Raw genomic sequence first — 25,955 nt, 5'->3', positions numbered from 1 at the left:
GCTGTTCGTCTCCGCTGCGACAGAAGACGTGGATTACGCCTTCGGCTAATCCACCCTACAGGCCGGCGATCGCTTCTACCTGCTTCCGTCCGGCCCCATCACGAGGTCCGGCAGCCAGGTCGAAATCCCCGGCACCAGGCACAGCAGCAGCACTGCAAGCATCATCAAGAGCACGAAGGGCAGCGTACCCCAGATCACCTCGCGCAGGGGAATATCGGGCGCGACGTTGCGGATGACGAAGATGTTGAGGCCGACCGGCGGATGAATCAGCCCCATCTCCATCACGATGGTCATGACGACGCCGAACCAGATGATGTCGAAATTGGCGGCGCGGAGCGGCGGCAGGATGATCGGTGCCGTCATCAGGATGATCGAGACCGGCGGCAGGAAGAAGCCGAGCACCACGACCATGACGAGGATCGCGAACAGCAGCTCCCAGCGCGGCAGATGCATCGCGACGATGGATTCGGCGACCGATTGCGAGATGTGCAGATAGCTCATCACGTAGGAATAGAGCAGCGACATGCCGATGATCATCATCAGCATGGTCGATTCCCGGATCGTCGACTTCATGATCGGCGCGAGGTCGCTCGGCCGCCATACGCTGTAAATTGCAGCGATCAGCGCCAGCGCGAGGAGGCCGCCGAGGCCCGCGGTCTCCGACGGCGTGGCGTAGCCGCCATAGAGCGCGACCATGACGCCGGTGAGCAGCAGCACGAAGGGGATCACGCGCGGCAGCACGCTGAAGCGTTCGGCGAGCGTGTACTCGTCACGATGCAAGATCGGAGCCTCCGGTTCGCCGTTCTTGTAAGCCACCTCGGCGGCGGCATATTCCTGGCGGAAGCGAACGACGGCATAGGCGCCGAATAGGAAGACCAACAGCAGGCCGGGACCGATGCCGGCGAGGAACAGGCGGCCGAGCGACTTCTCGGCGGCGACCGCGAACAGGATCATCGTGATCGAGGGCGGCAGCAGGATGCCGAGCGTGCCCCCCGCTGCGATGATGCCGGCGGCGAAGCCGCCGGAATAGCCGCGCTTGCGCATCTCGGGGATCCCGGCCGAGCCGATCGCCGAGCAAGTTGCCGGCGAAGACCCCGCCATCGCCGCGAACAGCGCGCAGGCGAACACGTTGGCAACGCCGAGGCCGCCGGGCACGCGGTGCAGCCAGGCATGCAGCGCCAGATAGAGATCCTGGCCGGCGCGGGACTTGCCGATCGCCGCGCCCTTCAGGATGAAGAGCGGGATCGACAACAGCGTGATCGAGGCCATCTCCTCGTAGACGTTCTGCGTCACCGTATCGAGCGAGGCCGAGGGCATGAAGATGGCCATGAACACCACCGCGACCGCGCCGAGCGCGAACGCAATGGGCATGCCCGAGAACATCACGAGCAGCGTCACGATGCCGTAGGCGACGCCGATACCGAAAACGCTCATGGCCGCTTGGCTCCGGCGAAAGGCAGCGCAAGCTGCACGAGGATCTGGATGCAGAGCAGGCTCATCCCCAGCGCCATCAGCGTGTAGGGAATGGCGAGCGGCGGCGACCACATCGAGTTCGAGACCTGGCCGTCGACATAGGCTTCGTGCGCCAGTGTCCACGACTTCCAGGTGAAGAAGGCGCAGAACAGGAACGTGGCGGCATCGACCAGCCAGAGCCGGACCCGGTTCGCGAATGGCGAGAGCAGGCCGACGAAGGCCTCGATGCCGATATGACCGCGGTTCTGCTGCACATAGGCCGCCGTCATGAAGGTCGCGCCGACCAGGAGGAATACGGCGGCCTCGTCCTGCCAGTAATTGGCCGCCTTGTATAAGGCGCGACTGAGCACGCTGTAGCTCAGGATTGCGCAGGCCGCGACCAGTGCGATCGCGGCGAACACGACGATGATGCTGTTGAGGACGGCGAGACCGCGATCGATCGCCGCCGCAGGGCCGGTCCCCGCGGCAACGCTCGTCCGGTCGTCACGATCCGGAAGCGGACCGTGGCTCATGCTGCGACGTCGATGGCGAGCTTGAGCAGGTTTGCGGCGGTCGCGGTCTTGGCGCTGTAGTCCTTCCACGCGGTGTCGCGGGCGATGTCGCGCCATTTTCCGACGGTGGCGGCGTCGAGCGCCGAGACCTTAGCCCCGGCCTTCTCATAGACCTTGGTGACCTCGACGTCGTCATCCTGCGCGCCCTTGCGGCCGAAGGCTTCGAGCTCGGTGCCGACCGCGAGCAGGATGTCCTGATGGTTCTTCGGCAGCTTGTCGAAGATCGCCTTCGACATCATCAGCGGCTCGAGCATGAACCAATAGGAGGCGCCCGCGCCCGAGGTCAGCGACTTCGCGACCTCTTCGAGGCGGAACGAGATCAGGCTCGTCGAGGAGGTGATGCCGGCATCGCAGGCGCCGGTCTGCATCGCCGCGTAGATCTCGTTCGACGGGACCGACAACACCGAGGCGCCGGCGGTCTGCAGCACCATGTCCATCTCGCGCGAGCCGCCGCGCACCTTGAGGCCCTTGGCGTCCTCCGGGGCGACGATCGGCTTGGAACGGCTAGCAACGCCGCCGGCCTGCCAGACCCAGGTGAGCAGGATGATGCCCTTGTCGGCCAGGAAGTCGGTCAGCGCCTTGCCGACGGGCTCCTTCTTCCAGCGCAGACCCTGGTCGTAGTTGGTCACGAGGCCCGGCATCAGGCCGATATTGGTCTCCGGCACTTCGCCGCCGGCATAGGGCATCGGATAGAGGCTGATGTCGAGCGCACCCTTGCGCATGGCGGAGAACTGCGCGTTGGTCTTGATCAGCGAGGAGTTCGGATAGATCTCGGCGGCAATGTCGCCATTGCTGCGCTTATTCACTTCGGCGGCGAACATGCGGCACAGCCGGTCGCGGAAATCGCCCTTGTCGATAGTGCCGCCTGGGAACTGATGCGAGATCTTCAGCGTGGTCGCGGCCTGCGCGGTGCCGGTGCCGAAGCGGAGAATGGCAGGTGCCGCGACGGCGGTCGCGAGCAGATGGCGGCGCGTGAACATGATGTAATCCCCTTGGGCGTTTCTTTGGGCGTTTCTCGGAGTGTTTTTGGCAGAGGTGATTTGAACTGGGTTCTTCGCGACCGCGGGGCCAATCCAAGCCGGTCTCCATCCGATGGTCTTTCATCTGATAGTTCGAGACAGAGTGCCGCGGCAAGTGCCGGTTGTGCTGCGCTGCAGCACATCCGATCCATGCGGGCTCGCCAATCAACGAGGGCGGCTGGCCGCAGAAATTTATCGATGGTCAGCGTAACAACGCCACACGGCTATCCGTCGAGACAGGATAGCGGCGTCCGTCGCTAACAAACAAATCACGAAGGAAGATGAACCATGACCATTCGCACCCGCATCGTGCTCGGCGTCTCGGCTGCCGCTCTCTCGCTAGGCCTCGCGTTTGCGCCGGCCGCCTTTGCTCAGGACAAGATGGGCAAGGATGATGGCATGATGAAAAAGGACACGATGTCCAAGGACGGCATGATGAAGAAGGACCACATGTCCAAGGACGACGGCATGAAGAAGGATCACATGTCGAAGGACGGCATGAAAAAGGACGACGGGATGATGAAGAAGAACTGATCCCGGGTCGTCATCGCGCAACGCCCCTTGGTCGGGCCGCGTCCTCTCGAATTCCGGCGGCATTTGAGGCCGCCGGAATGATGGCTCAGTTCAAGTTCAATTGAACGTGACCAGCGCGTTTTACTTGCGCTTAGCCTTGCGGGCGGCGTAGCGCGCATCGCGCTTGGCCTTCTGCTCGGCCTCGAGCGCAGCCTGCTTCTCGGCGGCTTCCTCGGCTTCCCGCGCGATCCGCGCAGCTTCGGCTGCCTTGGCCTCTTCCTCGAGGCGCTTCTGCTCAGCCTTTTCGGCCTCGCGCGCGGCCTTTGCCTCGGCGCGCTTGGCCGCGAGGGCCTCACGCTCGGCGCGCTTCGCCGCCACCGCGGGATCATCGGGCCCCGGCTGCGACTTGAACTTGTTCAAAAGATTTTTGCGGGCGTCCTGCGCCGCCTTTTGCCGGTCTGCAAAGCCGGGTTCCCTGAATCCACTCATCGACGAGCCTTGTCTTCCTCGCTTTCGATCCTACATCGGTGCCTGTTGGTAAGTCGGCTGGGCATAGCAGGCGCCACGCGACGCAGAAGCGTGTACATCGGCGCGCGTCGCGAAGCCACCCATAATCGCAGCCGATCAGGTCAACGAAAAATCGCCCCCCGACGATCTCTCGTAGCCCGAAAAAACTGCCGAATTGTGATGTCCCTCATAAGGGAGCACATGGGCGACGCCTAGCGTCCGCCCCGTACGAGACGGAGCACGGGCATGACAATCTCAAGACCAAGCCTGAAGGCGCTCGCGATTGCCGTCGCCCTGGCAGGCGTGACCGGCGCCGCGCTGCTGCTGGCTCGTCCGCAGCCGGTTGAAAGTGCGGTCCTGGGAGCGGATTGGGAATGCACCCAGACCGCATTCGTGCTCACGAGTTGCGCACCGCGCGTTCAGGAGGCAATTCCGGCGGTCGAAACCTTGCGCAAGGATGCAATCCAGCAGACCCGGGGCTGAATTGGGCCGGACGATCTGGATGTGACGCGACGCCGCAGAGGTGGTAAAGCCAGCGCGCCATCGTGACCAGGCGGCCATGTCGAAGCCAGAGTCCAGATCCGAACTGGGCGAGGAGCCCCATCCTCGACCGAACCGTCAGCCCAAGCCTCCGTCCGGCGGCGACCGCCGCGGCGCGCTGGCAGGATTGATCATCGCGGTCGTGATCCTCGGCGTCGGCTGGTGGCTTGCCCGGGATCTGACGGCAGCCAGCAAGATGCAGGATTGTCTGATGTCCGGGCGAAGCAATTGCAATGTGATCGAGCCGGCTCGCTAGGCGCGCTCTACAGCATGGCCATGGGGCCGAAAAAATGCCCTGATCTTAATCATTTGTAACGGGACTTAGCCGATCAAGCACGGCAGTGATTTCGGCCGGCATCAGCCCGGCGCGCGGCGATTCGCCGATCGCGCCCGGGATTCACGGCCATGAGAGCAGGGGGCGAGCACGCATGAGTGCGTCCAAACATCTGAAGATCTTCATTCCCTTGGTTTCGGCCACGTCGCTGCTCGCGCTGTCGGCGCAGGCGCAAGAGGCCAGGTCCCGGCAAGAGGTCGTCCAACCGCCGGCCGGGCCGGCAGCAGGCGCGCCGCCACAGGCCAATTCGCCCATGCGCAAGGGCCCTCCGCCGCAGCAAGCGACCAGGCCTGCGCAGCCCGGCGGTCAGCCCCATGCGGGTCACAACGCCGGGGGCCCGCCGCCCGGACGTCACGTCGCGCGCGGTCCTGCTCCCACACGTGATTGGGGTGGGCACACCTATCGCGGCAACCTTGCCTGGGAGGGTGGACGCTGGCGCCACGACGTCCGCCATGGCCGATCCGGCTGGTGGTGGGACGTTGGCGGCGTCTGGTATTATTATCCGCAGCGTATGGCCGGCCCGCCCGCCTACATTTCAGAGGACTATATCGACGACGTGCCGGTGGTCTACGCCCGGCCTCCGGTGGCCTATGCGCCGCCACCTCCGCCGCCGCCACCGCCGGCCGATCCCGGCGCCAGCGCGCTCGGCGGCGCGCTCGTCGGCGGCCTGCTGGGCGGACTGATCTCGGGCAATGCAACCGGGGCCGCCGCAGGCGCGGTTCTTGGCGGCGCGACGGGCGCGATTGCTGGCGCGACCGCAGCGTCCCAGCCCGGCTATTACTGGGCGCAGGGCACCTGCTACTACCGCTATCCGAACGGCCAATATGTGCAGGCCGATCCCCGCGCCTGCTATTGAGTTTTGCAGGCAGGATCGGACCATTGGAGGCGGGCTTCGGGCCCGCCTCATCCTTTTGCACGCCGGCGGTTGCTATGAATTGGCTCTGGTGCTCGTCGCCCCCTCACGTCAATTTCAAAGAAAAATGACGGGATGATTCGCGGGGGATGTGGTGCATGCTGGATGCCATCCAGATCAGCGTGGCGCTCTGGGCCATGATCGTTTGCGGCGGAATTAAACTCTCGCAGGCGTTGCCCTACCTGCTCTAAAACGGCGATCAGCTGGCAGGCCAATGCCTTGGTCGGTCAGGACACGAGCCAATCGAAGAATGCGATCGAGGCCCAGACCAGGCCCGCGATCCAGGCCACCATGACGACGCCGATGGTGCCGAGATAGGCGATGCCGAGCAGGTCCGCGCGATGTCGCTGCCTCGGGACGATGACTTCGGTTGCTGCTTTGCGTGTCATGACCGGACATCACCCATGAAGCCTGGACACGTAGTTTAGCGGAGATGTCGCGGACAGGCTGTGACGTGGTTCACAGACCGGTGCAGGAAGGCTGGTCGTTACCCCGCAATCATACGGACGAAATTGCCACGCACTCGTCCAGATGGCCGGCTAGAGTCTGCGCATGTACACCGAGTACGATCCGCAACATGAGGCCGAGGCCGCTATGAAGCGCGCCGCGGAGGCCGAGGGTGCCGACAGGCAACGGCTGATCCAGCTGGCCCTGGCATGGCACGAGCTCGCCCGCGATCTGCACGATGAGCAAGCCGGCCCCTCGCATCCAGCCGGGCGCAGGCCTTTGGCCCGAGAGCGCTGAGATGAGAAAAACCCCGTGCTCGGGGGACAAGCACGGGGTCCTTCAAAGCCGACCGGGGCTGGCGGGTCGGCACCACTCAGTTCGGTCATCCAACGCGCGGATCGCGCATTCGTTCCCGGTCAATCCGCAGCGCTGAAATCCGATCGCATTGCAGCGACCTTCCGCAGAAAGTCATCGTTAACGAATGCTCCGCGCAATCGAATTGCAGTCGCGATTCGTACTCGCGAACGAAGCGGAGTCGGACCGTGAACAAACAAAAAGCCCCCGCAGGGGCTCAGTGTTTTACGCAGCTTCGGTCTTCGGGACGGCGTCGGCATTCACCGACAGCTTGACCACGTCGCCCTCGACGGCGCCGACATATTTCGTGTCGATGTAGTGATGATGGTCCTTGTGACCTTCCGGGCTGTCCTTGCGCGTCAGCTTGATGCGGTTGCCCTCGAGACGATCGACGGTGCCGACATGTGCGCCGTCCTTGCCGATGATCTTCATGTGCTCTCTGATGTCAGCCATGCTGTCCTCCTTGCATGGCTTCAACTGCGAAGGCGCCGGTTCGTTGCAGCAGGCACGTTGGACCCGTTGGGATTTCCGGACGTTGACGCCTGATTGGATCTGTCAAGAAGCGCGATGGAGACCGTTCGGGCCTATCTGGAACGCAAGCACTGGGAACTCAGGCTGTTGAACGACGGCCTGAGAAACCCGCTCGATTTGGCGTCGCCGCGTTCCGTCGATGACGTCGTCAGGTCCAAATTCCAGATCACTGCCGCGCTCAGGGCGGAGCATGAATTACACGAGTGGAAGGCGACCGAGACCGCCTGGTCGCACACGGCCGATCCCGCCAGCGGGCCGTTCGAGTTCAGTTACGACTACCAGCGGGCCGATCTCACGGTACGCGGTCCGTCGTTCTACGAGCTCGACGGCGGCTGCACGAGCACGGCGATCTACACTGCCTCGGGGATGGCGGCGATCTCCGCGGTGCTGCTCGCCTCCGCGCGGATCGTCGCGAAGGCGGATATCCTGGTGCTGCCAGGCTGCTATGGCGAGACGCTGGAGCTGATCCGAAGCTTCATGCCGCATTTGCGGATCGAACCCTTGCCGCTGCCGCTCGGCGATGCGCTTGCACGGGTGAGCTCGCCGCGGATCCTGCTGCTGGATTCCTGCTCCGTCGCCGGCGCCATCGAGGCAGTGCTGCGCCGTGACGGCTCGGGCCTCGATCTCCTGATTTTCGATACGACGTGCTTCGCCGGCAGGTCGGGCCGCATCAGGCGCGTCGTGGGGTGGGCCAGGCGACACGGAATTGCGCTGGTGCTGGTGCGAAGCCACAACAAGCTCGATTCGCTCGGAGCGGAATATGGCCGCCTCGGCTCGGCCGTCTTCGTGCACGGGCATGAGCGTCCACCGCGGGCAGGGGACGCTGAATGGTCACGTCTCGCTTTCGAAACGCGCAACGCAGTGCGGCTGCTCGGCGGCGCGGCATTGCCGGCCCACTTCCCGCCCTTCGCGGGCAGCGCGGCGTATTGGGCGCTGACGAAGCGGCGCGTGGCGGCGATCTTGCGCAACGGCCGAAGCTCGGCGCGATGCTTTGCCGCCGAGATCCCGGCGCTCTCGGCTCAGCTTCGCTTCGCTCACGGCCTCTACGTGACTCTTCGCGGAAGGCGCGCGCTCGACGAGGCGGCAGCACGGCAGGCTGCCGAGGACATGAGCTGCGAATTGCGCCGCGCGGGCTTTCCCATCCGCCACGCCGGCAGCTTCGGCTTCGACTTCGCCGCGATCGAGTGGTTTCACGACGCGACGACGGACCAGTACAGCGTCCGGGTGGCTATTCCGGACCTGCCGACGGAGGTGTGGGACGATCTCACCGCGGCCATTGCGCGGTGGTGGCGGGGTCATCAGCGGGCAGGCTGTGGATAGACCGGAGGGCGGGCGCGTCGATCAGTCGACCGCCAGGCAATATTCGAGTCGCGGCTTGTCGTGACCGCGGCGCGCCCAGTCCTCAACTGCAAATGCAGGCTGACGTTGTCCCGTTGCGGCGCCAATGATCGAGGCCTGGACCACCTTGATGGGCCTCGTGACCGCATTGGTGCTCACCAAGCCCGCGTCGACCGCCAAATACGAGATCGCAACGACCGCGACCGCAGATGCGATCGCCATTCTCGTCAATTCGGATTGCTGCATTCCCAAACCTATCGGGCGCGTCTCACCCGGCGCTTAGATAGGGCTGATCGGCGCCGTTCAAAGGCCGGCATATGGTTACCCACGCGTTCGTGAACAGCGGCGGCGAGGCAACGAGCTGGCGATCCCGGCAGGACTCGAACCTGCAACCCGCGGAGTAGAAATCCGCTACTCTATCCAGTTGAGCTACGGGACCGTCTTGAGCCGGCCGTCTTGAGCCGCCCGGATTGGGCGGCTGGCCGTTCATGTAGCATGCCAATATGAAAAAACTGGTGTTTCGCCAAGTCTGAACCGAACCGTTTTCCTCAGTGCGGCGACAAAGCGGAACGGTGGGGTGTCAGGGTGCCGGGTTGAGCGGCAGCGGACTGGACGATGGATCACATCGCCGGGAACGCTGAACAGCTTCCGGGGCACGGCCGCCGGTCGACTGGTCAGGTAGTGCTGCGCCATCAGGACGGCGTGCGTGGCGATATCTTGGCCTCCTCTGGGCTTACCTCTGTCATGGCGAAAGCGACGCTTTGCACCTTCTGGTTCCATCGCCTTGAGTCCGTCACCTTTCCGCGCATTTCATTTGCCGCCGCGGCGTTCGTCCGCGCTTTCCGGGAGTCTTCAATGATCGGTCTCGTTCGCGCCGTCACAATCTGCGCCGCGCTAGCGCTCGGCCTTGTCACCGCGCAGGCCGCCGACAAGGCGTTCAAACGCGACGACCTCGCCGATTCCGCGATCAAGCTGGAGGCCCAGATCAAGAGCGAGGCGGGACCGATCGCCAAGACCAATGCGACGCTGAAGACGGACGCCGACGCCGCCTTCCGGCGCAATGATTACCGCACCGGCCTTTCGGTGCTCGGCCAGATCGCCGCGACCACGCCCGAGGATGCCGGCAATTGGCTGCGGCTCGCCAAGGTCATCTTCCAGATCTCGCCGAAGAGCTCGAGCGAGCAGACCTTCCTTTTGGAGCGCGCCTCGACGGCGGCCTATATCGCTTACATGCGCGCCGGCAATCCGGGCGAGGAGGCCGACGCGCTCGCCGTGCTCGGCAAGGCGCTGGCCGACCGCAAGCTGTGGCGGCCGGCACTGGATGCGCTGCGGCTGTCGCTCGACATGCGCGAGGTCGCCGAGGTCCGCGGCCAATATGAGAAGATGCGCGACGAGCACGGCTTCCGGCTGCTCGACTATACCGTCGACTCGGACTCGGCGAGCCCGCGCGCCTGCTTCCAGTTCTCCGAGGAGCTCGCCAAGCGCACCGACTTCGCGCCGTTCCTGGCGCTTGCAGGCCAGGACAAGCCGGCGCTGTCGGCCGAAGGCAAGCAGCTCTGCGTCGACGGGCTGAAGCACGGCGAGCGCTACAACATCAACCTGCGCGCCGGCTTGCCGTCGTCCGTGAAGGAGGGGCTGCCGAAATCGGCCGAGTTCAACATCTATGTGCGCGACCGCAAGCCGTTCGTGCGCTTCACCAGCCGCGCCTATGTGCTGCCGCGGACCGGCCAGCGCGGCATTCCCGTCGTCAGCGTCAACACGCCCTCAGTCAGCATCAACGTGTTCCGGATCGGAGACCGCAACCTGATCAACACGGTCGTGGACAGCGATTTTCAGAGGACGCTGTCGAAGTACCAGCTCAGCGAGCTCGGCGACGAGCGCGGCGTCAAGGTGTGGACCGGCGAGCTTGCGACTGCGACGACGCTGAACCAGGACGTCACCACGGCCTTCCCGGTCGACCAGGCACTCGGCGAGCTCCAGCCCGGTGTCTACGTCATGACGGCCGCGGCGAGGGCCTCGGACGAGGACTACCAGCTCGCCACGCAATGGTTCATCGTCTCCGACCTCGGCATCGCCGCTTATTCCGGCAATGACGGCATTCATGTCTTCGTCAACTCGCTGGCGTCGACCGACCCGGTCGGCAAGGCCGAGGTGCGCCTGGTCGCGCGCAACAACGAGATCCTGGCGACTCGCAAGACCGACGATGCCGGTCACGTGCTGTTCGAGGCCGGCCTTGCGCGCGGCGAGGGCGGATTGTCGCCGGCGATGCTCACGGTGACCGGCGAGAAGGCCGATTATGCCTTCCTGAGCTTGAAGACGTCGGCCTTCGACCTGTCCGACCGCGGCGTTTCGGGGCGCGCGGTGCCCGCCGGCGCCGATGCCTTCGTCTACGCCGAGCGTGGCGTCTACCGCTCCAGCGAGACCGTCTTCCTCACCGCGCTGCTCCGCGACGGGCAGGGCAATGCCGTCACCGGCGGGCCGATGACGCTGGTGGTCGAGCGCCCCGACGGCGTCGAATATCGCCGTGCCGTGCTGGCCGATCAGGGCGCCGGCGGCCGCACGCTGTCCGTGCCGCTCAACTCGGCCGTACCGACCGGCACCTGGCGGGTGCGCGCCTTCACCGATCCGAAGGGAGCTTCGGTCGGCGAGACCACCTTCATGGTCGAGGATTACGTCCCCGATCGGATCGAATTCGACTTGTCCGCCAAGGACAAGCTGATCAAAGCTAACGCTCCAGTGGAGCTTAAGGCCGACGGTCATTTCCTCTATGGCGCACCGGCCTCGGGCCTGCAGCTCGAAGGCGACATGCTGATCGCGCCCGCGGCCGAGCGGCCCGGCTTTGCCGGCTACAAATTCGGCGTCGACGACGAGGAGAGCACCTCGAACGAGCGCACGCCGCTGGAGAACCTGCCCGAGGCCGACGCCCATGGCGTTGCGACCTTCCCGGTGACGCTGGACAAGCAGCCGGCCTCGACGCGCCCGCAGGAGGCGCAGATCTTCGTCCGCATGGTCGAGACCGGCGGCCGCGCCGTCGAGCGCATGATCGTGCTGCCGGTCGCGCCGGCAACGGCGCAGATCGGCATCAAGCCGCTGTTCGGCGACAAGAACGTCACGGAGGGCGACAAGGCCGAGTTCGACGTCGTGTTCGTCTCGCCGGAGGGCGAGAAGCTGCGCCGCGACGGCCTGCGCTATGAGCTCCTGAAGATCGAGTCGCGCTACCAGTGGTACCGCCAGAACAATTACTGGGAGTACGAGCCGGTCAAGTCGACCTCGCGCGTCGCCGACGGCGACGTCACTGTTACGGTCGACAAGCCGACGCGGCTCTCGCTCACGCCGGAGCCCGGCCGCTACCGGCTCGACGTCAAGTCGAACGAGGCCGACGGCCCGGTGACCTCGGTGCAGTTCGACGTCGGCTGGTACTCCGACGGCAGCGCTGACACGCCGGACCTGCTGGAGACCTCGATCGACAAGCCGCAATACGCCTCAGGCGACACCATGACGGTGTCCGTCAACGTCCGCAGCGCCGGCAAGCTCACCATCAACGTGCTCGGCGAGCGGCTGCTGACGACGCAGACCATCGATGTCAAGGAAGGCACCGCGCAGGTCAAGCTCCCGATCGGCAAGGATTGGGGCACCGGCGCCTATGTGGTGGCGACGCTGCGCCGTCCGCTCGATGCCGCCGCCCAGCGCATGCCTGGCCGTGCGATCGGGCTGAAATGGTTCGGCATCGACAAGCAGGCTCGCACCTTGCAGGTCAAGCTGTCGCCGCCTTCGCTGATCCGGCCGAATTCGACGCTGAAGATCCCCGTCAAGCTCGATGGACTCAATCCGGGCGAGGACGCCAAGGTCGTCATCGCCGCGGTCGACGTCGGCATCCTCAATCTCACCAATTACAAGCCGCCGGCGCCGGACGATTACTATCTCGGCCAGCGTCGCCTCAGCGCCGAGATCCGCGACCTCTACGGGCAGCTGATCGACGGCATGTCCGGCACGCGCGGCCAGATCAAGTCCGGCGGCGACGCCGGTGGCGAGCTCCAGGGCTCGCCGCCCACGCAGAAGCCGCTCGCGCTCTATTCCGGCATCGTCACGGTCGCCGCCGACGGCTCGGCCGAAGTGAGCTTCGATGTTCCGGAATTCGCCGGCACCGCGCGCGTGATGGCGGTGGCGTGGACCGCGACCAAGCTCGGCCGCGCCAACACCGACGTCGTGATCCGCGATCCCGTCGTGCTCACGGCGACGCTGCCGCGCTTCCTGCTCAATGGCGACCGCGGCTCGGTCAATCTCGAGATCGACAATGTGGAGGGCCAGGCCGGCGACTACGTCATCAACGTGAAGGCGGGCGGCCCGGTGAAGATGACCGGCAATCCCGCAACCACGGTGAAGCTCGCCGCCAAGCAGCGAAATTCGGTCTCGCTCGCGCTCGATGCGACCGCGGCGGGGCAGGCGACGCTCGACGTCGACATCAAGGGCCCGAATGGCCTCGCGCTGGTGCGTCACTATGCGTTCGACGTCAAGCCGGCGACGCAGGTGCTGGCGCGGCGCTCGATCCGGACGCTGGCGAAGGGCGAGAGCCTGACGCTGACCTCGGACATGTTCTCCGATCTCGTGCCGGGCACCGGCGCTGTCTCAGTTTCGGCCAGCCTGTCGACCGCGCTCGACGCGGCAACGATCCTGAAGGCGCTCGACCGCTATCCCCATGGCTGCTCGGAGCAGATCACGAGCCGGGCGATGCCGCTGCTCTATGTCAACGAGCTCGCGGCCGGCGCGCATCTTGCCATGGACACCGAGGTCGACCAGCGCATCCGCGACGCCATCGAGCGGCTGCTGGCGCGCCAGGGCTCGAACGGCTCGTTCGGCCTGTGGCTGGCCGGCGGCGACGATGCCTGGCTCGATGCCTACGTGACGGACTTCCTCACCCGCGCCCGCGAGAAGGGCTTTGCGGTGCCGGACGTGCTGTTCAAGAACGCGCTGGACCGTATCCGCAACTCCGTCGTCAATGCCAACGAGCCGGAGAAGGACGGCGGCCGCGATCTCGCCTACGGCCTTTATGTGCTCGCCCGCAATGGCGCAGCCCCGATCGGCGATCTCCGCTATCTCGCCGACACCAAGCTCGCCAACCTCGCGACACCCATCGCGAAATCGCAGCTTGCCGCGGCGCTGGCCCTGGTCGGCGACCGCAACCGCGCCGAACGGGTCTATGGCGCGGCGCTCGACAGCCTTGCGCCGAAGCCCGCGCTGGAATTCGGCCGCACCGACTACGGCTCGCAGCTGCGCGATGCCGCAGCATTGGTGTCGCTCGCCAGTGAAGGCAATGCGCCGAGGGCGACGCTGACGCAGGCGGTGTCGCGGGTCGAGACCGCCCGTGGGCTGACGCCCTACACCTCCACGCAGGAGAATGCGTGGCTGGTGCTGGCGGCACGGGCGCTCGCCAAGGAGAACCTCTCGATCGAGGTCGATGGGCAGCCGGTCAAGACTGCGCTGTACCGCAGTTACAAGGCGGACACGCTGGGCGGCAAGCCGCTGAAGATCACCAACACCGGCGAGGCGCCGGTGCAGGCGGTCGTCTCGGTGTCGGGCTCGCCGGTCACGCCGGAGCCGGCGGCGTCCAACGGCTTCAAGATCGAGCGCGGCTACTATACGCTCGACGGCAAGCCCGCGGACATCAGCAAGGTCAAGCAGAACCAGCGCTTTGCGGTGGTGCTGAAGATCACCGAGGCCAAGCCCGAGTACGGCCACATCATGGTGTCCGACTATCTGCCGGCGGGCCTGGAGATCGACAATCCGAACCTGGTGTCGTCCGGCGACAGCGGCACGCTGGACTGGATCGAGGACGGCGAGGAGCCGGAACATACCGAATTCCGCGACGACCGCTTCACCGCGGCCGTCGACCGGGCCTCGGATTCCAAGTCGGTCTTCACGCTCGCCTATGTCGTGCGCGCGGTCTCGCCCGGCAAATACGTGCTGCCGCAGGCCTATGTCGAGGACATGTACAATCCCTCGCGCTATGGCCGGACCGGCACGGGCAGTGTCGAGGTGCGGGCGGCGAAGTGAGTGAGATGAGCGAGGTCGAGCCACATACACGGGCATCCACGGCCGCGCCGGCGGTGGGTGTTGGCGTGGATGGCCGGGTCAAGCCCGGCCATGACGGGCGGAGGGGGCGGATCGCCTTTCGCCTTCTCTCCGCAGCCGCGCTCACCTTTATCCTCGCCATCATCGGCTTCGTTGGCTGGGTCTACTCGCTCGGCCCGCTCCCGCTCGACGAAGCCCGCCAGGTCTCAACCACCATCATCGATCGCAACGGCAAGCTGCTGCGCGCCTATGCGATGGCGGATGGGCGCTGGCGGTTGCCGGTCGATGCCAGGACCAACGTCGATCCGACCTACCTGAAACTGCTGTTCGCCTATGAGGACCAGCGCTTCTACGCCCATGGCGGCATCGATCCGCTCGCCCTGGGACGCGCCGCCTTGCAGCTCGGAACGCGCGGCCACATCGTCTCGGGCGGCTCGACCATCACGATGCAGCTGGCCCGTCTGATGGAGCCGCGGCGGCAGCGCTCGCTTTACGCAAAATTGCGGCAGATCGTGCGTGCCATCGAGATCGAACGCAGCATGAGCAAGGAGCAGATCCTCGATCTCTATCTGGCGCTGGCGCCCTATGGCGGCAATCTCGAAGGCATCCGCGCGGCGTCGATCTCCTATCTCGGCAAGGAGCCGAAGCGGCTGTCGCTGGCGGAGGCCGCGTTGCTGGTCGCGCTGCCGCAATCGCCGGAGACACGCCGGCTCGACCGGTTTCCGGAGGCTGCGCGCAAGGCGCGCGACCGCGTGCTCGACCGCATGGTCGAGGAGCACGTGGTCAGCGCCGACGACGCCAATCAGGCCAAAGCGATGCCGGTGCCGAAACTGCGCAGGCCGATGCCGATCCTGGCGCCGCATGCCTCCGACGCCGCGCAGTCGACGGTCAAGGACGCGCCGATCATCAAGCTGACGCTCGATGCGACCTTGCAGAAGGTGCTGGAGCCGCTGGCGCGCGACCGCGCAATTGCGCTGGGTCCGAACATCTCGGTCGGAATCGTCGTGGTCGACAATGAGAGCGGCGACGTGCTCGCGCGTGTCGGCTCGGCCGATTATTTCGACGAGAGCCGGGCGGGGCAGGTCGATATGACCCGCGCCATCCGCTCACCCGGCTCGACGCTCAAGCCCTTCATCTACGGGCTCGCCTTCGAGGACGGCTTTGTCCATCCCGACAGCTTGATCGACGACCGCCCGGTCCGCTTCGGCTCCTATGCGCCGGAAAATTTCGACATGACTTTCCAGGGCACGGTCCCGGTGAGGAAGGCTCTGCAACTGTCGCTGAACGTGCCGGCCATCGTGCTGCTCGACCGCGTCGGCTCGAGCCGGCTGACCTCGCGGCTGCGGCAGGCCGGCGGCAACCTCGTCCTGCCCAAGGACGAAGCGCCCGGCCTCGCCATGGGGCTCGGCGGCGTCGGCGTGACGCTGCAGGATCTGGCCCAGCTCTATGCCGGCTTTGCCCGCCTTGGGACCACCAAGCCGTTGCGCGAGATCGTCACGGCCAAGGACGAGCGGGAGCCGCTGCGGCTGCTGGATCAGGTCGCAGCCTGGCAGGTCGGCAACGTCCTGCTCGGCACGCCCCCGCCGGAGAACGCCGCCCACAACCGCATCGCCTTCAAGACCGGCACCTCCTACGGCTATCGCGACGCCTGGTCGGTCGGCTTCGACGGTCGCATGACCATCGGCGTCTGGGTTGGCCGTCCGGACGGAGCGCCGGTTCCCGGCCTGATCGGACGCGTCGCCGCCGCGCCCATCCTGTTCGATGCCTTCGCCCGCAGCGGCAAGACGCTGGCCGCCTTGCCGAAGCCGCCCAAGGGAACCCTGGTCGCAAGCAACGCGAAGCTGCCGCTGCCCTTGAAGCGGTTCCGTCCGGTCGGCGAACTGGTGCGAAGCGGGGGCGAGCAGCCGCTGCATATCCAATTTCCGCTGAACGGCTCGCGGATCGACGTCGATCGATCGGGTGGCCGGGAGAGCGCGGCTATGCCGGTCAAGGTCGCCGGCGGCGTGCTGCCCATGACCGTCATGGTTAACGGCACCGCGCTCGGCGAGATCGACGGCCGCCGTCATCGGTTGATCGATCCGCCCGGCCCGGGCTTTGCACGGCTCACCGTGATCGACGCCACGGGCGCCGCGGACACAGTCGTCATTCGAATTCAATGACCCTGCCTTAAGCGGTTGTGGCCATGGCGGTTTCAGCGTAAGCGGAACCAATGGCCGACACCTACCCCAGCCCCCGTTTTGGTGCCCCCCGCGAGTCGAAATCGCCCACAAATCCGGGCAGCGGGCTCGTGCGCATGCTCGACATCGTCACGGCCAGCCACCCGCGCGCGGTCGGCTTCCTGGTGCTGTGTGCGCTGCTGCTGTTCCTGCCGGGCTTCTTCACCATCCCGCCGATCGACCGCGACGAGGCACGGTTTGCCCAGGCCACCAAGCAGATGGTCGAGAGCGGCGATTATGTCGACATCCGCTTTCAGGAGGACGTCCGCTACAAGAAGCCGGTCGGCATCTACTGGTTGCAATCGGCGACCGTCGAAGCCGCCTCGATGCTCAAGCTGCCGAAGGCCGAATTGCGCATCTGGGTCTACCGGCTGCCGTCACTGATGGGCGCGATCGGCGCCGTGCTGATGACGTATTGGGCCGCGCTCGGCTTCGTCACGCGGCGCGCCGCGGTTCTGGCTGCGCTGATGATGTGCGCCTCGGTGCTGCTCGGCGTCGAGGCGCGCCTGGCCAAGACCGACGCCGTGCTGCTGCTCTGCGTGGTTGCCGCGATGGGCGCGATGGCGCGGGCCTATCTGTCCTGGCAGCGCGCCGAGGACGAGACGCATCCGCCCTGGAGCTGGCCCGCGATCTTCTGGACCGCGCTTGCTGCGGGCATCCTGATCAAGGGGCCGCTGATCCTGATGTTCGCAGGCCTGACCATCGTCGCGCTCGCGATCCAGGACCGCGACGCCTCCTGGCTGTGGAAGCTGCGGCCTGTCTGGGGCCTGATGTGGATGCTGGTGCTGGTGCTGCCCTGGTTCGTCGCGATCTTCTGGCGCGCGGGCGAGACCTTCTTCACCACCTCCGTCGGCGGCGACATGCTGAGCAAGCTTGGCGCCCAGGAATCCCACGGCGCACCGCCCGGACTTTACCTGGCGCTGTTCTGGATCACGTTCTGGCCAGGTGCGCCGCTGGCGGCGATGGCGGCGCCCGCGGTGTGGCGGGCCCGCCGCGAGCCCGGTGCGCAGTTCCTGCTGGCCTGGCTGATCCCGTCCTGGATCGTGTTCGAGGCGGTGCTGACCAAGCTGCCGCATTACGTGCTGCCGCTGTATCCCGCGATCGCGATCCTCACCGCCGGCGCGGTGGAGCGGCGCGTGCTGTCGCGCTCCTGGCTGATGCGCGGCTCGGCCTGGTGGTTCGCGATCCCCGCAGCCGCCTCCATCATCGCGGTGGTCGGCTCGGTGATACTGACGCGGCAGCCCGCTTTCGTAGCTTGGCCGTTCATCGCGGCCGCGCTGATCTTCGGTCTGTTCGCCTGGTGGCTGTTCGATACCAACCGCGCCGAGCGCTCGTTTCTCAACGCCCTGGTCGCAGGCCTGATGCTCGCTGTGACGATTTACGGCATCGTGCTGCCGTCGCTGACCCCGCTGTTTCCCAGCATCGAGATCGCGCGCGCGCTTCGCAACGTCACCTGCGTCGGACCGAAGGCGGCTGCGGCCGGTTATCACGAGCCGAGCCTCGTCTTCCTGGCGGGCACCCGGACCTTGCTCACCGACGGCTCCGGTGCGGCGGACTTCCTGCGGCAGGGCAGCTGCCGCTTCGCGCTGATCGAGCAGCGCTCGGAGCGCAGCTTCGTGCAGCGTGCCGAGGCGATCGGGCTGCGCTACAAGGTCGGCGCGCGCATCGACGGCTATAACTTCTCGCAAGGGCGCGCGATCTCGATCTCGATCTTCCGATCGGAAGGTACCGAATAGGATGCGGGCTCTGACCGACGTTGCAGCGCATGCCGGCTATCCTGCGCAATTGCTAGCGGTGTCCTGGCGCGCGCTGGCGCAGCTCGTGCGGTCGCCCTCGCACTCGCGCCGCGCCGAGGCCGCCCGGAAGCTGGCGCGGCATTCGCTGTGGCTTGCCGCGGCGGGTGCAGCGCTCGTCATCGTGCTGATGGTCGCGTTCGATCAGACCGAGATCCTGCTGATGCCGCCGCGCGGCACGCCGAGCCTGTGGCCGATCCGCATCCTCACCGATTTCGGCAAGGACGAGTATATCCTCTCGGTGCTGGGGGCTGCGCTGGTGGTGCTGGCGCTCGTCGCGGCCGGGCTGCGTGGGAGCCGCCGCGCGCTGCTGCTCGGCTTCGGCACGCGGCTGCAATTCCTGTTTCTGTCGGTTGCCGTGTCAGCCTTCGTCGCCGAGATCCTGAAATATGTCATCGGCCGCGGACGTCCGTTCGTCGGGGGCAAGGCCAATCCGTTCAACTTCGTCCCGTTCGAGGGGACGGGGGCTTATGCCAGTCTGCCGTCAGGCCACGCCGTGGCCGCGTTCGCCCTGGCGTTTGCCGTCTCGGCACTGTGGCCGCGTCTGCGCGTCTTCATGTTCACTTACGCAATCGTGATCGTGCTGACGCGCCTGGTGTTGCTGGCGCATCATCCGAGCGACGTGGTCGCCGGCGCTCTGGTCGGAACGGTGGGCGCCATGGCCGTTCATTACTGGTTCGCGGCCCGAAAGCTCGGATTTGCCATCCGCGCCGACGGCACCATCGTGCCGCTTTCAGGGACGTTTTCCGACCGCCTCAAAAGGGTTGCCCACCGGGCATCCGCCCCATAAAAGCGGCTGCCTGCCGGGACCGCCGGTTCCCTTGGGCAGGTCCTTTGGGCAGGTCAATTCCAACCACGAGCCTCGATTTGTCGACGTCCCAGCCTTCGGTGTCCATCGTTGTTCCCGTGCGCAACGAAGCCGACAACATCGCGCCGCTGATCGCGGAGATCGGCGCGGCACTCGATGGCCGCTGGCCCTATGAGATCATCTACGTCAACGACGGCTCGACCGACGCCACCGGCGAGCGGCTTGGCGCCATCATGAAGCAGCAGAGCAATCTGCGTCAGCTTCGCCATGCAAGATCGGGCGGCCAGTCGGCGGCCGTGCGCAGCGGCGTGCGCGCGGCGCGCGGAGAGATCGTGGCGACACTCGATGGCGACGGCCAGAACAATCCGGCCTTCCTGCCCGACCTGATCGCGGCGGTCGAGAAGGGAGCAGGGCGCGTCGGGCTCGCGGCCGGCCAGCGGATCGGGCGCAAGGACACCGGCTTCAAGAAATTCCAGTCGCGCGTCGCCAACGGCATTCGCAACGCCATCCTGAAGGACGGCACGCGCGACACCGGCTGCGGGCTGAAGGCGTTCCGGCGTGACGTTTTCCTGATGCTGCCTTATTTCGACGGGCTGCATCGCTTCCTTCCCGCCCTGGTCCGCCGCGAAGGCTACGACATCGCCTATGTCGACGTAATCGACCGGCCGCGCCATTCGGGCGTGTCCAACTATGGTTTCTTCGACCGGCTGTGGATCGGCATCATGGATCTCGCCGGCGTTTGGTGGCTGATCCGCCGCAAGAAGCCGACGCCAGAAGTGACCGAGGTGGACGCATGATCATTCAATACGGTCAGGCGCTGAGCAATTATCTCTATGACGTCTTCGTCGCCAAGTTCGACTTCTGGCTGGCATTCGGCCTGGTCGCGCAGCTGTTCTTCACGGCGCGCTTCCTGGTGCAGTGGATCGCGAGCGAGCGCGCCGGCAACAGCGTGGTGCCGATGGCGTTCTGGTTCTGCTCGATGGGCGGCGGGCTGATGACGCTGGTCTATGGCGTCGTGAAGCGCGAGCCCGTCATCATCCTCGGACAGTCGCTCGCGACCATCATCTATATCAGAAACATCATGCTGATCTGGAAGAACCGCGGCACCGCCTCGAAGACGCTGGACCGCTGATCCAGCGTTCGGCTCCGCTTGTTGAAGCCTGGCACGTTGCTAGGCGAGATGCCCAATCCTGATGCTCACATGGCCGCTTTGAGGGCAGCGAAGCCGCGGTCGAGATCGGCCTTGAGGTCGTCGGTGCTCTCGAGCCCGATGTGGAGACGCAGCGTCGGGCCGCCGGGCTCCCATTTGGTCGCGGTGCGATAGGCATCGCAATCGAAGGGAATTGCAAGGCTCTCGAACCCGCCCCAGGAAAAGCCCATGCCGAACAGCTTCAGCGTATTGAGCATGGTGTCGACCGCCTGCTGCGGCGCCGGCTTCAGCACGATGCTGAACAGGCCCGAGGCGCCGGTGAAGTCGCGCTTCCAGATCGCATGACCGGGATCGGTCTCCAGCCCGGGATGCAGCACGCGCGCAACCTCAGGCCTTGCCGCCAGCCAGCGCGCCATCTCGAGCCCGGAGCGATGATGTTGCGCCAGCCGCACCGACAGCGTGCGGAGGCCGCGCAGCGCCAGGAAGACGTCGTCGGGGCCGGCACAGACGCCGAGCAAGCGGATGCCTTCGGCAATCATCGGCCAGGCCTTGGCGTTGGCCGAGATGGTGCCGAACATGATGTCGGAATGGCCGCCGATATATTTCGTCGCGGCCTGCATGCTGATGTCGACGCCCTGGTCCAGCGAGCGGTGATAGAGCGGCGTCGCCCAGGTGTTGTCGTCGATGACGAGCGCGCCGCGCCCATGTGCGACTTCGGCGATGGCGCGGATGTCGGGCATCTCGAACGATTGCGAGCCCGGCGCCTCTACCAGAACGGCCCGGGTGTTGGGCTTGAACAGCTTGTCGATGCCCGCGCCGATCATCGGATCGAAATAGGTGGTCTCGACGCCGTAGCGCGTGAGCATGCCGTTGCAGAAATTGCGCGAGGGCCGATAGATGTTGTCGACCACCAGGATGTGGTCGCCGGCTTTGAGCACCGAGAGCAGGGTGGTGGAAATCGCCGACAGCCCCGACGGCACGATACCGACGCCGGCGCATTGCGGACCCTCCAGCGCCATCAGCGTCTCCTGGAACGCCTTGGTGGTCGGGGAACCGTGACGGCCGTAGGTGAACTCGCCGCGATGGGCGTGCAGGTCCTCTGCGGTCGGATAGAGCACGGTCGAGCCGTGGAAGACCGGCGGATTGACGAACCCCTTCTGCGCCTTGGTGTCGCGGCCGGAGGTGACCAGCCGGGTCTCGGCGTGCTGCTCTTGGGGGGACGAAGAATCCATGCGCCTGCTTTCAAAACCGCGTTTCCACCGGACGCATCGCGCCCCTGGGCCGACCGAAAGGCCGCGGTCGTTAATAACAGAACACAGAAGAGTCCCGTCAACCCCTTGACCCGGAACGCCAGTCGTTCTGTGATGCGCAGGTGCTATTCAGTCGCCGCATGTTGAGGGGCCTGCCGCGACCTTCGATCCATTGCCTGACCGGACGTCGCGTCACAGCCAAGAGATGGCGGGCGCCGGCGGCGGGGATGAAGGTATGGGCTCCCGAGATCGGCGAGTGTTCGGCAAGGTTTTCCAGCATGACTCTTGCAAGGCCGGATTCTTGAAGGACCTGGTTTGGCAGAGACGATCCTAAGACAACATTCCTGACCTTGAGACGACCTTGAAAGGCCCAAAGCCCATGAAACGCGTAACCCTGGCTCTCTCCCTTGCTCTCGCCGCCGGCCTCACCGCCCAAGCCGCCGATGCGCAAACGCTCAAGACCGTCAAGGATCGGGGCATGCTGTCCTGCGGCGTCAGCCAGGGCCTGCCGGGCTTCTCCTCGCCCGACGACAAGGGCAACTGGACCGGCATCGACGTCGACGTCTGCCGCGCCATTGCCGGCGCCATCTTCAACGATCCGACCAAGGTCAAGTTCGTGCCGCTGTCGGCCAAGGACCGCTTCACCGCGCTGCAATCCGGCGAGGTCGACGTGCTCTCGCGCAACACCACCTGGACCATCTCGCGCGACACCTCGCTCGGCGCCAATTTCACCGGCGTGACCTATTACGACGGGCAGGGCTTCATGGTGAAGAAGTCGCTCAAGGTGAATTCGGCGCTCGAGCTCAACAGTGCATCGGTCTGCGTGCAGACCGGCACCACCACTGAGCAGAATCTCGCCGACTACTTCAAGGCCAACAACATGAAGTACGAGGTGATCGCGTTCGCCACCAACGACGAGACCGTCAAGGCCTATGAGGCCGGCCGCTGCGACGTCTTCACCACCGACCAGTCGGGCCTGTACGCCAACCGCCTCAAGCTCGCCAGCCCCAACGACCACATGGTGCTGCCCGAGATCATCTCGAAGGAGCCGCTCGGCCCGATGGTGCGGCACGGCGACGACCAGTGGTTCGACATCGTTAAATGGACGCTGTTCGCGATGCTCACCGCCGAAGAGCTCGGCGTGACCTCGAAGAACATCGACGAGAAGGCGAAGCTGGAAAATCCCGAGCTGAAGCGCGTGCTCGGCAGCGACGGCAATTTCGGCGAACAGCTCGGCCTGACCAAGGATTGGGTGGTGCGGATCGTCAAGACCGTCGGCAATTACGGTGAGGTGTTCGATCGCACCGTCGGCGCCGGTTCGCCGCTCGGCATCAATCGCGGTGTCAACAATCTCTGGAACAAGGGCGGTCTTCAGTACGCGCCGCCGATCCGCTGATCAGCCCTGATCGGCCGGCAGCGGCATGAGCACCGAGGCTCGAAAACCGCCGCCCCAGATCGCGCTGAAGATCCGGCGCATTCTGGGCGGCAAGGCAGGCTGGAACGGCGTTGCCGTCCAGTTTGCCTTCGCGGCGATCCTGGGCTGGATCGGCTACGAGATCGTCTCCAACGCGCGGGCCAATCTCGAGAACCAGCACATCGCCGCCGGCTTCGGCTTCCTCAGGAACAATGCCGGCTTCGACGTCAACCAGACCCTGATCTCCTATACCGGCTCGGACACGTTCCTGCGCGTGTTCGTGGTCGGACTGTTGAATACGCTCGTGGTCTCCGTGGTGGGCATTGTCTTCGCCACGGTGATCGGCTTCATCGTCGCGCTGTGCCGGCTGTCGCCCAATTGGCTGCTGTCGCGGGTCGGCGAGATCTATGTCGAGGTCATCCGCAACCTGCCACTGCTGTTCCAGATCCTGTTCTGGTACCTGGCGGTGCTCGCGGCCCTGCCAAATCCGCGGCAGAGCATTTCCCTGTTCGGCATTGCCTTCATCAGCAATCGAGGCCTCGTCATTCCCAGCCCGATCGGTCAGAGCGGTCTCGCGCCGTTCCTGGCGGTGCTGGCGCTCGGCATCGTCGCCTCACTGGCGCTGCGCGTCTACGCAAGGCGAGCGCTGTTTCAGCGCGGGCAGGTGATCCGCATCTGGCCTTCCGTGCTGGCCCTGCTGTTCGGGCTTCCGCTGGCCACGATGCTGGTCTTCGGTCTGCCTTTCACCTTCGAGCTGCCGCAGCTGAGGGGGTTCAACTTCGCCGGCGGCTCACGCATCATCCCGGAATTCGTGGCGCTGACGGTGGCGCTGGCGACCTATACCGCCGCCTTCATCGCCGAGATCGTGCGCGCTGGCATCCTGTCCGTTCACAAGGGGCAGATGGAGGCGGGATCTTCGCTCGGCCTCAGCCGCGGCGCCACGCTCCGCCTCATCGTCGTGCCGCAGGCCATGCGCGTCATCGTGCCGCCGCTAACCAACCAGTACCTCAATCTCACCAAGAACTCGTCGCTGGCGGTCGCGATCGGCTATCCTGACCTGGTGTCGGTGTTTGCCGGCACGTCGCTGAGCCAGACCGGGCAGGCGATCGAGATCATCGCCATGACGATGGGCGTCTATCTCCTGATCTCGCTCCTGACCAGCGCGATCATGAGCGTCTACGGTTGGCGTGTCAGCCGGAGCCTCGGCGCATGAGCGATGTCATCTCGTCCAGCTTCGTCCGCCAGGACCTGCTCGCCGAGCGTCCCGCGCCGGTGAAGACCACGGGCTTCATCGGCCTGATGCGCACGCGCCTGTTCAACTCGCCGACCAACATCCTGCTGACGATCGTCGGCGCCTTGCTGCTCTGGTTCACCATCGTTCCCTCCGTCAAGTTCCTGTTGGTCGATGCGGTCTGGAGCGGTAAGGACCGCACCGCGTGCCTCGCCGAGAACGCCGGCTTTGCGGTCGGCGCCTGCTGGCCCTACATCCAGGCGAAGCTCCCGCAACTCATCTACGGCTTCTATCCCGAGGCCGAGCGTTGGCGGGTGAACTTGACGCTGTTGCTCGCAGTCGTCCTGCTGTTGCCGCTGCTCATTCCGCGGCTGCCGGCCAAGAGCCTGAATGCCGGCTTGTTCTTCGTCGCCTTTCCGGTGGTGGCGTTCTTCCTGCTGCACGGCGGCGGCATCAAGGGCTTCGGGCTGAGCTGGACGGCCGGCCTGCTGCAATTGTTCGACGAGAGCATCGTCGGTGCCGGACAAGCGCTGATCACATCGGGCAGGACCTCCGCGGTCGGTCCGCTGCTGTGGGTGCTCGGGAGCCTCATCGTGCTGCTCGGCACGGTGATCCATTGGCTGATCTTTCCGCTCACCTGGCTGCGCGATTATATCCAGGGCACGGGCCAGCCGGTCTGGGCAGATTTCGCCGTCACGGGCGCGATCGTCTGCCTGATCGCCTTCGTTCTCGGCGGTGGCGTTCGCACCGGCGGGCGGGCTCTGGCCTCGAGCATCGCCACCTTCATTGGCATCGCCATCGTCATCAGGCTGATGGACCTCGACCACGGCGGATTGCCGATCGTGACGACGAATCTGTGGGGCGGCCTCCTGGTGACGCTGGTGGTCTCCGTCACCGGCATCGTCACCTCGCTGCCGATCGGCATCGCGCTCGCGCTCGGCCGCCGCTCGACGATTCCCTTGATCCGGATCTTCTCGATCGCCTTCATCGAGTTCTGGCGCGGCGTGCCGCTGATCACCGTGCTGTTCTTCGCAACCTACATGCTGCCGCTGTTCCTTCCCGGCAATTTCACCGTCGACGGCTTGGTGCGTGCGCTGATCGGCATCGCGCTGTTCACCGGCGCCTATCAGGCCGAGAACGTCCGCGGCGGGCTGGCGGCGATCCCGCGCGGGCAGAGCGAGGCGGCCGCCGCCCTCGGGCTGTCCTGGTGGAAGACGACCTCGCTGATCGTGCTGCCGCAGGGGCTGCGGCACGTCATTCCGAACCTCGTCAACAGCTTCATCTCGCTGTTCAAGGACACCTCGCTGGTCTCGATCGTGGCGCTGTTCGATCTGCTCGGCTCGCTGCGCGCCTCGTTCGCGGATCCGAAATGGTCGACGCCGTCGACGGCGTTCACCGGCTTCGCCTTCGCCGGGATCATCTACTTCCTGTTCTGCTTTGGCATGTCGCGCTATTCCTTGTTCGTCGAGCACCGCCTCAACGCCCACCGCCGCAACTGATCGAG

At 65.6% G+C, this 25,955-nt stretch carries 23 protein-coding genes and 1 tRNA gene; 16 read left to right on the top strand and 8 right to left on the bottom strand.

What is annotated here, in order from left to right:
* Positions 1 to 75: 75 nt before the first annotated feature.
* The 3 genes from I6F21_RS19000 to dctP are packed head-to-tail and all read right to left on the bottom strand — an operon-like array spanning position 76 to position 3,004.
* Entirely contained in the window at positions 76 to 1,434 is a 1,359-nt protein-coding gene (locus tag I6F21_RS19000) for a TRAP transporter large permease (RefSeq protein WP_057029144.1), read from the bottom strand.
* A complete protein-coding gene (locus tag I6F21_RS18995) occupies positions 1,431 to 1,985 on the bottom strand; it encodes a TRAP transporter small permease (RefSeq protein WP_057029145.1) in 555 nt (184 codons plus the stop codon). Before I6F21_RS18995 ends, I6F21_RS19000 begins: the two co-directional genes overlap by 4 nt.
* Positions 1,982 to 3,004, bottom strand: a complete 1,023-nt coding sequence (dctP, locus tag I6F21_RS18990; RefSeq protein WP_225140751.1) for a TRAP transporter substrate-binding protein DctP — start codon at positions 3,002 to 3,004, stop codon at positions 1,982 to 1,984. Before dctP ends, I6F21_RS18995 begins: the two co-directional genes overlap by 4 nt.
* Before the next feature lie 327 nt (positions 3,005 to 3,331).
* Here dctP and I6F21_RS18985 point away from each other — a divergent pair, with 327 nt between their 5' ends.
* Positions 3,332 to 3,577, top strand: a complete 246-nt coding sequence (locus tag I6F21_RS18985; RefSeq protein WP_035999609.1) for a pentapeptide MXKDX repeat protein — start codon at positions 3,332 to 3,334, stop codon at positions 3,575 to 3,577.
* 120 nt (positions 3,578 to 3,697) lie between these two features.
* On the opposite strand, the gene I6F21_RS18980 is transcribed toward I6F21_RS18985, so the two are convergent.
* The gene (locus I6F21_RS18980; RefSeq protein WP_036027966.1) at positions 3,698 to 4,045 is read right to left on the bottom strand and encodes a DUF6481 family protein; all 348 of its coding nucleotides are present in this window, start codon (positions 4,043 to 4,045) and stop codon (positions 3,698 to 3,700) included.
* A gap of 264 nt (positions 4,046 to 4,309) precedes the next feature.
* On the opposite strand from I6F21_RS18980, the gene I6F21_RS18975 reads away from it, so the two are divergent.
* The 3 genes from I6F21_RS18975 (at position 4,310) to I6F21_RS18965 (ending at position 5,793) form a co-directional block, all read left to right on the top strand.
* Entirely contained in the window at positions 4,310 to 4,546 is a 237-nt protein-coding gene (locus tag I6F21_RS18975; protein WP_225140754.1) for a hypothetical protein, read from the top strand.
* Between the two features lie 76 nt (positions 4,547 to 4,622).
* Positions 4,623 to 4,859 carry a hypothetical protein gene (locus I6F21_RS18970; RefSeq protein WP_225112820.1) on the top strand — a complete coding sequence of 79 codons (237 nt, stop codon included), beginning with the start codon at positions 4,623 to 4,625 and terminating at the stop codon, positions 4,857 to 4,859.
* 172 nt (positions 4,860 to 5,031) lie between these two features.
* A complete protein-coding gene (locus I6F21_RS18965) occupies positions 5,032 to 5,793 on the top strand; it encodes a hypothetical protein (protein WP_225140756.1) in 762 nt (253 codons plus the stop codon).
* A gap of 284 nt (positions 5,794 to 6,077) precedes the next feature.
* Here the strand turns inward: I6F21_RS18965 and I6F21_RS18960 are convergent, their stop codons facing one another.
* The gene (locus tag I6F21_RS18960; RefSeq protein ID WP_035999590.1) at positions 6,078 to 6,239 is read right to left on the bottom strand and encodes a hypothetical protein; all 162 of its coding nucleotides are present in this window, start codon (positions 6,237 to 6,239) and stop codon (positions 6,078 to 6,080) included.
* A 163-nt stretch (positions 6,240 to 6,402) separates the two neighbouring features.
* Between I6F21_RS18960 and I6F21_RS18955 the strand changes: the two genes are divergently transcribed.
* A complete protein-coding gene (locus tag I6F21_RS18955) occupies positions 6,403 to 6,594 on the top strand; it encodes a hypothetical protein (RefSeq protein ID WP_074447952.1) in 192 nt (63 codons plus the stop codon).
* A 282-nt stretch (positions 6,595 to 6,876) separates the two neighbouring features.
* Here the strand turns inward: I6F21_RS18955 and I6F21_RS18950 are convergent, their stop codons facing one another.
* Complete coding sequence (locus I6F21_RS18950; RefSeq protein WP_025036201.1) at positions 6,877 to 7,104, bottom strand: DUF2171 domain-containing protein; 228 nt, start codon at positions 7,102 to 7,104, stop codon at positions 6,877 to 6,879.
* Positions 7,105 to 7,218: 114 nt separating this feature from the next.
* On the opposite strand from I6F21_RS18950, the gene I6F21_RS18945 reads away from it, so the two are divergent.
* Positions 7,219 to 8,502 carry a hypothetical protein gene (locus tag I6F21_RS18945; RefSeq protein ID WP_225140758.1) on the top strand — a complete coding sequence of 428 codons (1,284 nt, stop codon included), beginning with the start codon at positions 7,219 to 7,221 and terminating at the stop codon, positions 8,500 to 8,502.
* A gap of 124 nt (positions 8,503 to 8,626) precedes the next feature.
* Positions 8,627 to 8,803: a hypothetical protein gene (locus I6F21_RS18940; RefSeq protein WP_225136774.1), complete on the top strand. Its 177-nt coding sequence runs from the start codon at positions 8,627 to 8,629 to the stop codon at positions 8,801 to 8,803.
* 79 nt (positions 8,804 to 8,882) lie between these two features.
* Here I6F21_RS18940 and I6F21_RS18935 read toward each other — a convergent pair.
* Positions 8,883 to 8,959, bottom strand: a tRNA-Arg gene (locus I6F21_RS18935).
* 416 nt (positions 8,960 to 9,375) lie between these two features.
* On the opposite strand from I6F21_RS18935, the gene I6F21_RS18930 reads away from it, so the two are divergent.
* The 6 genes from I6F21_RS18930 (at position 9,376) to I6F21_RS18905 (ending at position 20,538) form a co-directional block, all read left to right on the top strand.
* A complete protein-coding gene (locus tag I6F21_RS18930) occupies positions 9,376 to 14,571 on the top strand; it encodes an alpha-2-macroglobulin (protein WP_225140769.1) in 5,196 nt (1,731 codons plus the stop codon).
* Between the two features lie 5 nt (positions 14,572 to 14,576).
* Positions 14,577 to 16,748, top strand: a complete 2,172-nt coding sequence (pbpC, locus tag I6F21_RS18925) for a penicillin-binding protein 1C (protein ID WP_225140771.1) — start codon at positions 14,577 to 14,579, stop codon at positions 16,746 to 16,748.
* A 50-nt stretch (positions 16,749 to 16,798) separates the two neighbouring features.
* Positions 16,799 to 18,541 carry a glycosyltransferase family 39 protein gene (locus tag I6F21_RS18920; RefSeq protein ID WP_225140773.1) on the top strand — a complete coding sequence of 581 codons (1,743 nt, stop codon included), beginning with the start codon at positions 16,799 to 16,801 and terminating at the stop codon, positions 18,539 to 18,541.
* Position 18,542: 1 nt separating this feature from the next.
* Positions 18,543 to 19,388 carry a phosphatase PAP2 family protein gene (locus I6F21_RS18915; RefSeq protein WP_036027970.1) on the top strand — a complete coding sequence of 282 codons (846 nt, stop codon included), beginning with the start codon at positions 18,543 to 18,545 and terminating at the stop codon, positions 19,386 to 19,388.
* 77 nt (positions 19,389 to 19,465) lie between these two features.
* Complete coding sequence (locus I6F21_RS18910) at positions 19,466 to 20,203, top strand: glycosyltransferase family 2 protein (protein WP_036027971.1); 738 nt, start codon at positions 19,466 to 19,468, stop codon at positions 20,201 to 20,203.
* On the top strand, positions 20,200 to 20,538 hold the full coding sequence (locus tag I6F21_RS18905) for a lipid-A-disaccharide synthase N-terminal domain-containing protein (protein WP_025036223.1): 339 nt from the start codon (positions 20,200 to 20,202) through the stop codon (positions 20,536 to 20,538). Before I6F21_RS18910 ends, I6F21_RS18905 begins: the two co-directional genes overlap by 4 nt.
* A 65-nt stretch (positions 20,539 to 20,603) precedes the next feature.
* Here the strand turns inward: I6F21_RS18905 and metC are convergent, their stop codons facing one another.
* Complete coding sequence (metC, locus tag I6F21_RS18900) at positions 20,604 to 21,788, bottom strand: cystathionine beta-lyase (RefSeq protein ID WP_036039383.1); 1,185 nt, start codon at positions 21,786 to 21,788, stop codon at positions 20,604 to 20,606.
* A gap of 397 nt (positions 21,789 to 22,185) precedes the next feature.
* Between metC and I6F21_RS18895 the strand changes: the two genes are divergently transcribed.
* From I6F21_RS18895 to I6F21_RS18885, 3 genes are read left to right on the top strand one after another with little or no spacing between them, the layout of a single operon-like run.
* Positions 22,186 to 23,202 carry an amino acid ABC transporter substrate-binding protein gene (locus tag I6F21_RS18895; RefSeq protein ID WP_035999559.1) on the top strand — a complete coding sequence of 339 codons (1,017 nt, stop codon included), beginning with the start codon at positions 22,186 to 22,188 and terminating at the stop codon, positions 23,200 to 23,202.
* 25 nt (positions 23,203 to 23,227) lie between these two features.
* Complete coding sequence (locus I6F21_RS18890; RefSeq protein WP_036027974.1) at positions 23,228 to 24,433, top strand: ABC transporter permease subunit; 1,206 nt, start codon at positions 23,228 to 23,230, stop codon at positions 24,431 to 24,433.
* The gene (locus I6F21_RS18885; protein WP_225140774.1) at positions 24,430 to 25,950 is read left to right on the top strand and encodes an amino acid ABC transporter permease; all 1,521 of its coding nucleotides are present in this window, start codon (positions 24,430 to 24,432) and stop codon (positions 25,948 to 25,950) included. The genes I6F21_RS18890 and I6F21_RS18885 overlap by 4 nt, the downstream gene beginning before the upstream one ends.
* The last annotated feature ends 5 nt before the right edge of the window (positions 25,951 to 25,955 follow it).

This window comes from Bradyrhizobium sp. NBAIM03 (assembly GCF_020194055.1).
Taxonomy (GTDB): domain Bacteria; phylum Pseudomonadota; class Alphaproteobacteria; order Rhizobiales; family Xanthobacteraceae; genus Bradyrhizobium; species Bradyrhizobium yuanmingense.
The sequence above is the reverse complement of the archived record's forward strand: the minus strand, read 5'-3'. Positions and strand labels throughout refer to the sequence as shown.